The sequence below is a fragment of the Corynebacterium suedekumii genome, from assembly GCF_030252185.1.
GTDB lineage: Bacteria > Actinomycetota > Actinomycetes > Mycobacteriales > Mycobacteriaceae > Corynebacterium > Corynebacterium suedekumii.
In genome coordinates this window covers 2,391,342-2,404,046 of the sequence record NZ_CP126970.1, presented here as the reverse complement: position 1 = coordinate 2,404,046, position 12,705 = coordinate 2,391,342, and the positions used below count along the sequence as shown (strand labels likewise).

Below are 12,705 nucleotides of genomic sequence, written 5' to 3'. Positions count from 1 at the left end.
GGGGCGGTTACCCCGCGACGATCACGTCGACCTCTCGTTCGCGCAGGGCAGTCACGAAGGACTCCGGCGCGGACGAGTCGGTGATCACCACGTCGATGTCATCGATCCCGGCGAAGCTGACCAGGAAGTCATTGCCCAGCTTCGTCGAGTCGCAGAGGACGACGACCTTGTGGGCGTTGGTGACCATGGCGGATTTGATGGCCGCCTCCTGGGCATCCGCCGTGGACAGCCCGTGGTCGAGCGTGAGAGCGTTCGTGCCGATGAAAGCGACGTCCGCGCGCATGAGCGCCAGGGTCCGCAGGGCGGTGTCACCGACGACCGCCTGAGTGATGGCGCGGACGGAACCACCGAGCAGCTGGACCTCCACCAGGCCTTTGTTGGCCAGATTGAGGGCGATGGGCAGGCTGTTGGTCACGATGGACCACTGCCGGGCGTTCGGTTGCTCGGCGATGAGCTCCGCGAGGGTGCCGATCGTGGTGCCCGAATCCAGGAACAGGCCACCGTTGGGGTCGGGGAGGAACTCGAGAGCCGCCCGCGCGATGGCCGATTTGGCGGTGGGGGCAGAACGGAAACGCGCATCGAGGGTGAACTCCGCGGTCTGGAAGGTCTGGCTCGCCACGGCACCACCATGGACGCGGTGCACCACGCCCTCCCTGTCGAGGACCGCCAGATCTCGGCGGATGGTCTCGGCCGTGACATCGAAGCGGTTCGCCAGCTCTGTCACGTTGACCCGGCCCTCGACGGCGGTGAGGGAGGCGATCTGGCGTCGACGTTCCTCTGCGTACATGGATGTTCCTCACGATCCCACATGAATGGTCGGGGCGAATGCCCGTTTTCCCCATTCTGGCAGAAAGTGATCGGATGTCCGCGTTATCACACCGTGGCCAGCGGTGATGTCCACCGGCCAGCCCGGCGGACGACGTGGAATCACGCGCTCACAGCCCTAAAACCACGCCCGTTCCCGTGGGAGTGTGCAAGACTCCACACAGTCGGGAGTGGCCACTTTCGGGGGTGGAAACGGGCGGACGGGGACTAGAGCTTCCGGAGGACGGAGACGATCTTGCCCATGATCTCCGCGTTCTCGGCAGGAATCGGGGCGTAGTCCTCGTTGTGCGGGAGCAGCCAGACACCGGAGGAGTCCTTGTGGAACTCCTTGGCCGTGGCCTCACCGTCAATGAGCGCTGCGACGAACTCGCCCATCTCCGCCACGGGCTGGGAACGGACGACGACCCAGTCACCGTCAAGGATGCCGGCATCCTTCATGGAATCTCCCACAACCTTGAGCATGAACAGTTCGCCGTCGCCCACCAGGTCGGCCGGCAGTGGGTAGTAGTCCTCCACGTCCTGCTCCGCGAGAATGGGGACCCGGCCGCGATCCGGCCGACCACAGGAATGAAGTTGGTGGCGCCGGCGTCAACGGGCACATCCGACGGGCGTGGTTCCGCGGCCCGACGGCCCGGCTTCTTCACGGTGTCGGTCGACGGCAGAGTGCGTACGTCCACTGCGCGCGGTTTGTTGGCGTCCCTGCGCAGGAAGCCCTTCTTCTCCAGCTGCTTGAGCTGGTAGGCGACCGAGGAGGTGGACTGCAGCCCGGCGGCATCACCGATCTCGCGGATGCTCGGCGGGTAACCCCGCAGGACGACCGCATCCCGGATGACCTCGAGGATCCGACGCTGTCGGTCGGAGAGGTTGGACGGGTCGGGTTTGCCGGTGGGCTGGATGTTCGGGGCGGGACTGGTGCGAGCCATGGTCTGTCATTCCTTACGTCGTCGAGCTGGGTGTTCGCGGGAGAGTTGGTGGTGTTCGAATGGCTGGGGCTGGCGAGCCGTGTACCTGTTACATGTCTACCACGATCTTGTACGGATGTTCGAGAGATACCTGCCCGGTGTGGACAAATTTTCGAACGCCTGCTATAAATCGAACATAGCAGCTAAATCGAACATATGGACGCATGTGGTGTTCGAGAGTGTCGGAACCACCCGATACTCTCGGTCCCACAACCGAAAGGACATTGCCATGACCATCTCCCTCAACCACTCTGTTGCAGGCCACCGTACCCGTCCCGCCACCACGGCAGTCGTCCCGGCAGCTGCGGTGTGGGAGCCCTCCGGTTACCGGGAGGCGAGCGGTGAACAGCGCGCTGTTCGAACGCTGCGGGTGGATGATCGAACGCAGCGACGAGAGACGTCTCCGCCGCGGAGCACTTGGCAGGATCGGGCCCGACGCCGGCGGGAGACCGCCGTCACCTACCTCGTCGGAGCCGTGTTCGGGTTCTGCGTCGTCGGTGCGACCATGCTCGCGGGCGGGGATGAACCTGCCGCTCCGGCGACCGATCCGACCGTGAGTCAGGCGACCGTGTCCGCCCGGTAAGATCGGGGACCAATCATCCTCGTTTCCGGAAGGCGATGAATCCGCGCTGTGTACTGCCCGTTCTGCCACCACGACCATTCCCGCGTCATTGATTCACGCATCATTGACGCGGGTGCCGCGATTCGGCGCCGCCGCGAGTGCACCAGCTGTCAGGGTCGCTTCACCACCATCGAGAAGGCCGTCCTCCTGGTGGTCAAACGAAACGGGGTGACAGAACCTTTCAGTCGCGACAAGGTGGTGCTCGGCGTGCGTCGTGCCTGCCAGGGGCGGGACGTCTCCGATGACGCGCTGAAACGCCTGGCCCAGGAGGTTGAGGAGACCGTCCGTAGCCACGGCAGTTCACAGGTGGACGCCAACGCCATCGGCCTGGCCATCCTCGAGCCATTGCGGGCCCTCGATGAGGTGGCCTACCTGCGTTTCGCCTCCGTGTACAAGTCCTTCGAGTCCGCCGAGGACTTTGAGTCGGAGATCCGGCTGATGCACCGCCGTGCCCGTGAGGACGAGGCGGCGACAGAGGGGGAACCTTTCTAGCGGAGCTTGTCCACCGCCTTCTGGATACGCCGCAGGGAGATGGGGCGTGCGGTCCCCAGTCGCTGGGCGAACAGGCTCACCCGGAGTTCTTCGATCATCCACCGGATGTCCTTGACTTCGCGGGTCTTCTCCCGTCCCCGGGGAAGTTTCGCCAACCGCTGTGACAGGTAGGACTGTGCTTCGTCGACCTCGTACTGCCGGTCGGCGTCTTTGTCCGGGTCGGCGGACATCTCCTGCAGGCGGATGGTCATCGCCTGCAGGTAACGGGGCAGATGTCGCAGATGGGCCATGCCGTGGACTGTCACTGCGTTGCGCGGTAGCAGGAACTGGAGCTGGGCGGTCATGTCGTCGATGGCGTCACCGCTCCACTTCTTCAGTTCACCCTCGACATTCTGGTACTCGACGAGGGCGGGGGCGAGGCCGACGACTGTCCTACGGACGGCGCCGGCCACGTCGGGTGACACCTTCTTCTTCAGGGCAGTGAACGCGTCCGGATCCCGGACCGGGCCCCCGTGTTCGAGCATGAGGTCACGGATGGCGGCGACTCTGGCGTCCTCGACCAGCCCGGCGGCACCGCCGTGCGGGTAATGGTCGACAGCGACCCGCTGTTGCAGGGGCAGCCCCTTGGTCATCTGCTGCACGTTCACGGAGATCTCCCGCAGGAGAAGGGTGAGAGTGGCGGTCATCATGGATGCGTTGGCGGCCGCCTTCGTGGGATGTACCCGCACCTCGACGCCGTCCGGGGTGGCCACGAGGGCGGGGTAGGTGGTCACGGAGTGGCCGTCGACGACGGTGTCCACCTCCTCGGCGATGGTGCCCAGGGTGTCTGCGGTCCACTCCGGGACGGCCGTCGACTCGGCCTGACGCCCCACCCGGCTGACGGAGGAGCTGATGGACCCGGCCTGGCGGCTGACCAGGGCAGCGAGGTTCTTGTCTGCGTCGATGATCTTGCCCCGCTTATCCAGCGCGCCGTAGGTCATCTTCAGGTGGGCAGGCAGGGCCGCCGGGCGGAAGTCCTCGGCGGTGATGTCCCGGGCTCCGAGGGCGCGGAGCACCTGGGCCAGCTGCTCGACGAGGGACCCCTCATAGGGGATCAGGCGCGGGAGCGCCCGGGCGGCGTAGTCGGGGGTGGGGACGACACTGCGCCGCACCTGCTTGGGCAGGGTACGGATGAGCTCGGTGACCAGCTCCTCGCGGAGGCCGGGGACGAGCCAGTCGAATCCGTCGGTGTCCATTCCGGCCAACAGCGGCACGGGGATGAGGACGGTGACGCCGTCCTGGGGGTGGCCGGGCTCGAAACGGTAGGTGAGGTCGTAGTCGATGGAGCCCTTGTGCAAGCGGTCCGGGAACGCGTCCTCGGTGACCGCCCGGGCGTCGTCACCGAGCAGTGCCTCGGGGTCGAAGTCGAGGAGATCGGGGTGGGCGACGCGCTCCTTCTTCCACCAGGAGTCGAAGTGTCGGCCGGTGGTGATGGTGGCGGGTAGTTTCGCGTCGTAGAAGTCGAAGAGGGTGTCCTCGTCGACGACGATGCCGCGGCGGCGTGCCTTGTCCTCGACTTCGGCGGCGGATTCGAGTTTTTCCACGTTGGAGTGGAAGAAGGTGTGGTGGGTGGTCCAGTCGCCCTCGATGAGGGCGTGGCGGATGAACATGTCCCGGGCGGCTTCGGGGTCGACGCGGTGGTAGGGCACGATCCGGTCGGCGATGATGGTGACGCCGTAGAGGGTGGACTTCTGGTGGGCGATGCCGGAGGCGCGCTTCCGGGACCAGGCCGGTTCGGAATGCTGGTGCTTGAGCAGCGGGCCGGCGAGCTTCTCCACCCAGGCGGGTTCGATCTTCGCGACGTCGCGGGCCCACAGTCGGGAGGTCTCCACGAGTTCGGCGGCCATGAGGAACTCCGGCGGCTTCTTGGCCAGGGAGGAGCCGGGGAACACCATGAAGCGGGTGCCGCGGGCCCCCTTGAATTCACGGGAGTTGCCGTCGCGCGCGCCGATGTGGGAGAGCAGCCCGGCGAGGAGGGACTGGTGGATGGCGTCGGGGTAGCGGTCGCCGGCGGTCTCGTGGCGGGTGGACCAGCCGAGGGTGCGTGCGATGTCGCGGAGCTGCCGGACCAGGTCGTACCACTCGCGGATGCGCATGTAGTGGAGGAACTCCTTCTTCATGCGCTTGCGGAAGGCGTTGCCGGTGAGGTCGTCGCGGGACTGGCCGATGTAGTCCCACAGCTGGAGGAAGGAGAGGAAGTCCGAGGTGGTGGACTTGAAGCGGGCGTGGGCCTGGTCGGCCTGCGCCTGGAATTCCAGGGGGCGTTCGCGCACGTCCTGGATGGTCAACGCGGCGACGATGACCACGACGTCGTCAAGCACGCCGAGGCGGTTGGCCTCGACGAGCATGCGGGCCATGCGTGGGTCGACCGGGATGCGGGCGATGTCACGGCCGACGGGGGTGAGCACGGGTTGGCCGTCCTTCTCCTGCTCGGCCAGGGCCCCGAGTTCGTGGAGGAGGAGGAGACCGTCGCGGATGGCGCGGTTCTCCGGGGGCTGGACGAAGGGGAACTCGGTGATGTCACCGAGTCGCATGAGCGCCATCTGGAGGATGACGCTAGCGAGGTTCGTGCGCAGAATCTCCGGGTCAGTGAACTCGGGGCGGGAGAGGAAGTCCTCCTCCGAGTACAGACGGATGGCGATGCCGTCGGCGACACGGCCGCAGCGGCCGGAACGCTGGTTGGCACTGGCCTGGGAGATCGGTTCGATGGGCAGGCGCTGCACCTTGGTGCGGGTGGAGTAGCGCGAGATGCGGGCGGTGCCCGTGTCCACCACATACCGGATGCCGGGGACGGTCAGGGAGGTTTCCGCGATGTTGGTGGACAGCACGATGCGGCGGCCGGCGTGCGGCTGGAACACACGGTGCTGTTCCTGGTTGGACAGGCGGCCGAACAGGGGAGTGACCTCCACGCCCTTCCATTTGCGGCCGGCCATCGCCTCCATGGCGTCGCGGATGTCACGTTCACCCGGGAAGAAGCAGAGGATGTCACCGGGGCCCTCGAGCATGAGTTCCTCGCAGGCCTCGCACACCGCGTCGAGGGGGTCCTGGTCGACGACCTTGCCGGCGGCCTCGAACTCGAGTGGGCGGTACCGGACCTCCACGGGGAAGGTACGGCCCGAGACCTCGATGATGGGGGCGGGCTCGCCCTCGGCGTCCGCGAAATGACCGGCGAAACGCTCCGGGTCGATCGTCGCGGAGGTGATGATCACCTTGAGGTCGGGGCGCTTCGGCAGCAGGGTGCGCAGATAGCCGAGGATGAAGTCGATGTTGAGGGATCGCTCGTGCGCCTCGTCGATGATGATCGTGTCGTAGGCGTTGAGGAAGCGGTCGCGTTGCATCTCGGCGAGCAGAATGCCGTCGGTCATGATTTTGACGGCCGAGGTGGGGGACACGCGGTCATCGAAACGGATGGCGTAACCGACGGTCTCACCGATGTCCTGGCCGAGTTCGTCGGCGATACGCTCGGCGACGGTACGGGCCGCCAGGCGCCGGGGCTGCGTGTGGCCGATGAGGCCGCGGCGGCCGCGCCCGAGTTCGAGGCAGATCTTCGGGATCTGGGTCGTCTTTCCGGAGCCGGTCTCGCCGGCGATGATGACCACCTGGTTCTCCTCGATCGCGGCGGCGATGTCGTCGCGGCGGGCGGAGACGGGCAGGGACTCGGGGTAGGTGATCTCCGGCACGCCGGCATCGATGAGCGTCCGCTTGTCGACGGCGCGCTGCACATCCGCCGCGATCGCCGCCAGCGCCTTGGGGGAGCGCGCCTTGTGCAGGCGCCGGCGGAAGGAGCGGTCGTCGGCGAGCGTCACCTCGGCGAGACGCTCGAGGAGGGATTCACGGGTGATCGGCGGGGAATTCGTCATGGCTGACCGTGAATCCTACCCCGCCTCCCGGCCGACCGGTGCGCGGTGGCCTATCGTGAGGTGCGCACATGTTCCACCATGCTCCCCAGTGAAAGGTCCAGCGAATGACGTATCCCGGACAGGGCGACGGACACGGCCCCGATGAGCCGAGGGACGAGTACCCGCCGTACCCCTCGACCCCGCACCCGGAGGACAACCCCGGCTACGCCGGCCACCAGCAGTACGGTCAGTACAGCGACTACAACGCGTACGACACCGGCGGTGCCGCTCCGGCCACGGGCACCGGCAAGGTGCACGTCATGCAGGCCGTGTCCTGGGCGTTCAAGGCGATCTTCCGCAGCTGGCCGTTGTGGATCCTGGGGGCGCTCGCGTTCTTCGTGCTCACTTTCCTGCTCAGCTTCATCTTCAACATCGGCAACGCGACCGCCGCGGACCCGACGGCCGTCAACGTCGGGGACATCGTCGTCGCCGTCGTCTCCGTCGTCGTCTCGGTCCTCATCTACAACGCCGCCCTCCGGCAGGTGGACAACCGGACGGTCGGGTGGGGGGATCTGACCCGCAACGTCAACTTCTGGCCCACCCTCGGGACCCTGCTGCTCGTACAGCTCGCCGTCGTGGTGATCCTCACCGTGATCGCACTGCCGTTCGCCCTGCCGATGATCAACACGGAGATGACGGACCTGGCTGATGATCAGGTCGCCATGGCGTTCCTCGGCCGGGTGCTCGGCCTCGTCGCCTTCATCCTCTTCGTCAGCCTGTTCCTCTACCCGCTGACCACGTTCATCGCCTGGTACGTCGCGGACCGTCGTGCAGGCATCGGGGAGGCCGTCAAGCTGGGCGTCCGGGCGGGCCTGGCCAATTACGGAAGGCTGCTGCTGTTCTTCTTCGTCTCCGGAATCCTGATCATGATCGCTGCGCTGGTCACCTTCGGCCTCGCGATGATCTTCGTCATGCCGGTGTACACGCTCATTCAGGCGATGCTCTACCGCCAGGCCTCCGCCGGGCCGCTCCCGGCGCCGGCGGACCGTTAGGTCTGGTCAGCCACCGCCGCCTGGTACGCGGCGGTGATGAGCTCCCCGAGGATGCCGAACTCCTCGTTGCGTGAGCTGGAGCTGCGGAACACCAGGCCGACCTCCCGCTGGGCGGTGACGCTGTCATCGAAGCGGGAGACCGCCAGGCCCGGGCGGGTGGTCTCGGTGGACACGGCCGACAGGGGGACGAGCGTGCTGCCCAGGCCACCGGCGACCAGCTGCATGATGGTGGTCAGGGAGGATGCCCGCGTCACCGCGTTCGTCGCCTCGGTGGGGTTGATGTCCGCCGAGCGGCACAGGTCCACGATCTGGTCGTGGAGGCAGTGCCCGTCGTCGAGCAGCAGCAGGTCCAGGTCCTGGAGGCAGTCGAGACCGAGGTCGTCGCGGCCGGCGAACTCGTGTCCGGCCGGGACGACGACGACGAACTCCTCCTTGTAGAGGGGGAGATCGATGACGCCGGAGGCCTCGGACGGCAGCGCCATGAGCGCGACGTCGATCTGTCCGTCCCGCAGCATCTGGACGAGGTGCCGGGTCTGGTCCTCGACGATGCGGGGTTCCAGATCCGGGTACTGCTCGTTGAGGGCGGTGAGCAGTCCGGCGAGGATGTACGGCGCGATGGTGGGGATGATGCCGATGGTCAGCGGGCCGATGAGCGTGCCGTTGGCGCCGCGCGAGCGTGCGAGGAAGGCGTCGGCGGCGTCGAGGGTGGCCTTGGCGAAGGGGAGGAGTTCCTCGCCGGCGGGGGTGACGATGACCCGCCGGGTGGAGCGTTCGATGAGCTGGACGCCGAGTCCGTGTTCCAGGGCGACCAGGGCCTGGGAGAGGGAGGGTTGGGAGATGCTCAGTTTGGTGGCGGCGGTGCCGAAGTGTTTGTTCTCCGCGATGGTGACGAAAGTCCGCAGCTGGGAGAGTGTCGGACGGTACTCCTTATTGTGCATGCCTATCACTATATACGCACCGTGAAAGATTTAGTTATTGACGGATCGCGGGAACGCGGGCATAATGGTTGGTGGCCGTACAGAGACTGATCTGTTACCGGATCGGGTCCGGCCCGATACCCGCAATCTTTCTGAGGAGACACACCATGGCAATTCTGACCGTTGGAGAGAAGTTCCCCGAGTTCCAGCTCACCGCGCTCAAGGGCGGCGACCTGCACGACGTCAACGCCTCCCAGCCGGAGGACTACTTCGAGACCGTGTCCCTGGACAAGTACGAGGGCAAGTGGAAGATCGTCTTCTTCTACCCCAAGGACTTCACCTTCGTCTGCCCGACCGAGATCGCCGCGTTCGGCAAGCTCGACGAGGAGTTCCAGGACCGCGACACCCAGGTTCTCGGCGGCTCCACCGACAACGAGTTCGCCCACTTCAACTGGCGTGCGACCCACCCGGAGCTCAAGGAGGTTCCGTTCCCGATGTTCGCCGACGTCAAGCACGACCTCATTCGTGCCCTCGGCGTCGAGAACGCTGACGGTGTCGCTGACCGCGCCACCTTCATCATCGACCCGGACGGCATCATCCAGTTCGTGTCCGTCACCCCGGACGCCGTGGGCCGCAACGTCGACGAGGTCCTGCGTGTCCTCGACGCGCTGCAGTCCGAAGAGGTCTGCGCCTGCAACTGGCAGGCCAACGACCCGACCAAGAACATCGACAAGCTGGCAGTCGTCCAGGAGGGCCTGAAGTAACACATGTCCATCGATAACCTGAAGAACTCCCTGCCCGAGTACGCCAAGGACCAGAAGCTCAACCTGGGCTCCCTGACCCGGTCCACCGAGCTCAGCGAGCAGCAGCTGTGGGGCACCCTGGTCGCCTCCGCCGCCGCCACCCGCAATGACACCGTCTTCTCCGAGATCGCGGAGGAGGCCAAGGAGCACCTGAGCGACGAGGCTTTCGAGGCCGCTCTCGGCGCCGCCACCGTCATGGCCATGAACAACGTGGCCTACCGCGCCAAGGGCTGGCTCGGCGATGACTTCGCACAGGTCAAGTTCGGCCTGCGCATGAACATCATCTCCAAGCCGGGTGTCGAGAAGGCCGACTTCGAGCTGTGGTCCCTGGCCGTCTCCACCATCAACGGCTGTGAGCACTGCGCCGTCGCGCACTCCAACACCGTCCGCGAGGAGGGTCTGACCAAGGAGCAGGTCTGGGAGGCCGTCAAGGTCGCCGCTGTCGTCCAGGCAGTGGCCCAGACCGTCCAGGTCGAGGCTGCCCGTTAAGCACTGACGCTTATCGACGCATGCTGGCGCCGCCACCCACGAGGGTGGCGGCGTTTTGCTGTGTCTGGCCGTGTCCGGCACAGATCACCTGGCGGGGACGGTGACCTCGGCTAGGTCGTTGCCGCCGGCGTCATCCAGGTCGACCTCCCAGGACAACGCGCCGTCGTCCTCGTCGAGCTCGGCCTCGTCCACCACGCCGCCGTCGTGCTGCGCGAGCGCCTGCCGCATGGCCTCTGCGGCGGTGACGGTGGCGGCGCGGGCCTCGGCGACGTCATCGTCGTCGCCCTCCCGCTCTTCTTCGCGGACATTCCCGTCGTCGTCGACCTCCAGCTCGATCACCTGGTCGCCGACCACGACATCGATGTCGTAGGCGACGCGCCCGTCCTCCCGGTCGATGTCGGTGATGATGCCGCCAGGATGGGCGGCGAGCACAGCGTCTACGGCCGCGAAGACGGGATCATTGCCCGCGGCGGGGGACCGGGTGGCTTCCGTTGTCTGGGCTGCAGAGGTCTCAGTCGAGGCCTGCTCGGTGGCGGTCTCGGTGACTGTGGTGGTGGTCGTACCGGTGTCCGTGCACGCGCTCAGGGCGAGCGCGCTGACACCGACAAGGGCCACAGCTGCAGAAATCTTCATGGGTTCCTCCTTCATCGGTTGTTTCCTTCACCCTACGAAGCGGAGATGAAACGACGATGAAATATGGAGGAGTCTGTCTTCATGTGGGTTCCCCGGCGCCCTGACATGCAACAGGCCCGCCCCCTGCCGGAGCAGGAGAGGCGGGCCTGAGAGAGCCGGTTAGTTGGCGGCGACGTCCAGCTCGGCCAGGTCGTTGCGGTCAGCGTCGTCCAGCTGGACCTTCCAGACCAGGTTGCCGTCCTCGTCCTCGAGCTCCAGCTCGTCGAGCACGCCCTCGGGGTGCAGCTCGAGAGCCTCGTTGACGGCGTCGGTGGCGGAGACGGTGGAGGCCTGGGCCTTCTCGACGTCCTCGCCGTCAGTCTCGCGGTCATCCTCGACGACGTTGCCCTCGAAGTCGACCTCGAGATCGATGACCTCTTCGCCGGTGACGACGTCGAAGTCGAAGGCGTCACGGTCGTCCTCGCGGTCGATGCCGACGATGATGCCGTCCGGGTGATCGGCCATGACGGCGTCGATGGCACGGAAAACGGGATCCTCGCCCTCGGCCTGGGCGGCGACGCTGGTGGAGGCCGCAGCCTCCTCGTCCACGGTCTCCTCCGCGGCATCGGTGGTGGTGGCGACGGCGGTGTCCTCTGCCGGAGTGGTGTCGGTCGCGGTGTCATCGGTGCTGCTGCAGGCGCTGAGGAAGAGGCCCGCGGAAGCGGCGATGGCGGTGAGCTTGAGTGCGCGTGAAGTCATGTTTTCACTCCTGGGTATCGGTTGTGGTGCTCGTATGAAGACATCCACCAGTGTACGTATGTATGCCGCAAAGCGCATTAAAGTGTGATCACGAACGACCGACCCGGACTATGTCTACGCTTGGAGTGATGGATCTCTTCGAGTACCAGGCACGCGAGCTTTTCGACGCCCACGACGTTCCCGTCCTGCCCGCCACCGTCGCCGGCACCCCCGACGAAGCAGAGGATGCCGCCGCCGGGATCGGTGGCGTCACCGTGGTCAAAGCCCAGGTCAGAACCGGCGGCCGCGGCAAAGCCGGCGGCATCGCCGTCGCCGAGTCGCCGGAGAAGGCCCGGGAGGCCGCCGCCCGGATCCTCGACCTGGAGATCAAGGGGCATCCGGTGGACAAGGTGATGGTCACCCAGGGCGCGGACATCGCGGAGGAGTACTACTTCTCCCTCCTCATCGACCGCGCCGAGCGCTCCTACCTGACGATGTTCTCCGCCGAGGGCGGCGTCGACATCGAGCAACTGGCCGCCGAACGCCCCGACGACCTGGTCCGGGAGACGGTGGATCCACTGACCGGCATGGACGACGAGACAGCCGGGCGTCTGGTCGCGGGGCTTCCCGCCGAGGTGGGGGAGAAGATCGTCCCTGTGCTGCAGCGCCTCTACGAGGTCTTCCGCGACGAGGACGCCACCCTCGTGGAGGTCAATCCGCTCATCCTCACCGATGACGGCGACATCATCGCCCTCGACGCGAAGATCACCCTCGACGACAACGCCGCCTTCCGCCATGACAACCGCGACTCCCTGTCGGATGAGGCGGGCGAGCTCGACCCCCTCGAACGACGGGCCCGCGACCACGGGTTGAAGTACGTCACCCTCGACGGGTCGGTCGGCATCATCGGCAACGGCGCCGGCCTGGTGATGTCCACCCTCGATGTGGTCGGCATGGCCGGCGGCGATCCCGCGAACTTCCTCGACATCGGCGGCGGCGCCTCCCCGGAGACGATGACCGCCAGCCTGGAGATCGTGCTCGGCGACGAGCAGGTCCGCAGCGTCCTCATCAACGTCTTCGGCGGGATCACCGCCTGCGACGACGTTGCCCGCGGCATCGTCGCGGCACTCGAGGAACTGGGCGACTCCGCCACCAAGCCACTCGTCGTCCGCCTCGACGGCAACAATGTCGAGGAGGGCCGGGCGATCCTCGCCGACCTGGACCATTCCCTGGTCACCGTGGTCTCCAGCATGAACGAAGCCGCCGATGAGGCAGTGAGAAAGGCATCCCACGTCAGTGTTTCTTGACCACCACT

Annotated in this window: 11 protein-coding genes and 1 pseudogene; 6 read left to right on the top strand and 6 right to left on the bottom strand. The window is 66.4% G+C overall.

What is annotated here, in order from left to right; translation table 11 throughout:
* Nucleotides 1-7 precede the first annotated feature (7 nt).
* Together QP029_RS12050 and lexA are read right to left on the bottom strand one after the other, a co-directional pair.
* Nucleotides 8-787, bottom strand: a complete 780-nt coding sequence (locus QP029_RS12050) for a DeoR/GlpR family DNA-binding transcription regulator (RefSeq protein ID WP_284874511.1) — start codon at nt 785-787, stop codon at nt 8-10.
* Nucleotides 788-1,032: 245 nt separating this feature from the next.
* Nucleotides 1,033-1,748, bottom strand: a pseudogene (gene lexA, locus QP029_RS12045) (transcriptional repressor LexA).
* 268 nt (nt 1,749-2,016) lie between these two features.
* On the opposite strand from lexA, the gene QP029_RS12040 reads away from it, so the two are divergent.
* Complete coding sequence (locus tag QP029_RS12040) at nt 2,017-2,370, top strand: hypothetical protein (protein WP_284874510.1); 354 nt, start codon at nt 2,017-2,019, stop codon at nt 2,368-2,370.
* 48 nt (nt 2,371-2,418) lie between these two features.
* The gene (gene nrdR, locus QP029_RS12035) at nt 2,419-2,901 is read left to right on the top strand and encodes a transcriptional regulator NrdR (RefSeq protein WP_284874509.1); all 483 of its coding nucleotides are present in this window, start codon (nt 2,419-2,421) and stop codon (nt 2,899-2,901) included.
* Here nrdR and hrpA read toward each other — a convergent pair.
* Nucleotides 2,898-6,800 (bottom strand): ATP-dependent RNA helicase HrpA, encoded by a 3,903-nt coding sequence (hrpA, locus tag QP029_RS12030; RefSeq protein WP_284874508.1) that lies wholly within the window; start codon nt 6,798-6,800, stop codon nt 2,898-2,900. The genes nrdR and hrpA overlap by 4 nt on opposite strands.
* 104 nt (nt 6,801-6,904) lie before the next feature.
* On the opposite strand from hrpA, the gene QP029_RS12025 reads away from it, so the two are divergent.
* Complete coding sequence (locus QP029_RS12025) at nt 6,905-7,831, top strand: DUF975 family protein (RefSeq protein ID WP_284874507.1); 927 nt, start codon at nt 6,905-6,907, stop codon at nt 7,829-7,831.
* On the opposite strand, the gene QP029_RS12020 is transcribed toward QP029_RS12025, so the two are convergent.
* The gene (locus QP029_RS12020) at nt 7,828-8,769 is read right to left on the bottom strand and encodes a hydrogen peroxide-inducible genes activator (protein ID WP_284874506.1); all 942 of its coding nucleotides are present in this window, start codon (nt 8,767-8,769) and stop codon (nt 7,828-7,830) included. The two genes, QP029_RS12025 and QP029_RS12020, sit on opposite strands and share 4 nt — an antisense overlap.
* A gap of 146 nt (nt 8,770-8,915) precedes the next feature.
* Here QP029_RS12020 and QP029_RS12015 point away from each other — a divergent pair, with 146 nt between their 5' ends.
* The gene (locus QP029_RS12015) at nt 8,916-9,512 is read left to right on the top strand and encodes a peroxiredoxin (protein ID WP_284874505.1); all 597 of its coding nucleotides are present in this window, start codon (nt 8,916-8,918) and stop codon (nt 9,510-9,512) included.
* Between the two features lie 3 nt (nt 9,513-9,515).
* Nucleotides 9,516-10,040, top strand: coding sequence for an alkylhydroperoxidase, AhpD family (gene ahpD / locus QP029_RS12010; RefSeq protein ID WP_284874504.1), 525 nt, complete (start codon nt 9,516-9,518; stop codon nt 10,038-10,040).
* Between the two features lie 84 nt (nt 10,041-10,124).
* Here the strand turns inward: ahpD and QP029_RS12005 are convergent, their stop codons facing one another.
* Nucleotides 10,125-10,673, bottom strand: a complete 549-nt coding sequence (locus QP029_RS12005; RefSeq protein WP_284874503.1) for a PepSY domain-containing protein — start codon at nt 10,671-10,673, stop codon at nt 10,125-10,127.
* A 159-nt stretch (nt 10,674-10,832) separates the two neighbouring features.
* Nucleotides 10,833-11,411: a hypothetical protein gene (locus QP029_RS12000; RefSeq protein WP_284874502.1), complete on the bottom strand. Its 579-nt coding sequence runs from the start codon at nt 11,409-11,411 to the stop codon at nt 10,833-10,835.
* Nucleotides 11,412-11,539: 128 nt separating this feature from the next.
* On the opposite strand from QP029_RS12000, the gene sucC reads away from it, so the two are divergent.
* Nucleotides 11,540-12,697, top strand: a complete 1,158-nt coding sequence (sucC, locus tag QP029_RS11995; protein ID WP_284874501.1) for an ADP-forming succinate--CoA ligase subunit beta — start codon at nt 11,540-11,542, stop codon at nt 12,695-12,697.
* The last annotated feature ends 8 nt before the right edge of the window (nt 12,698-12,705 follow it).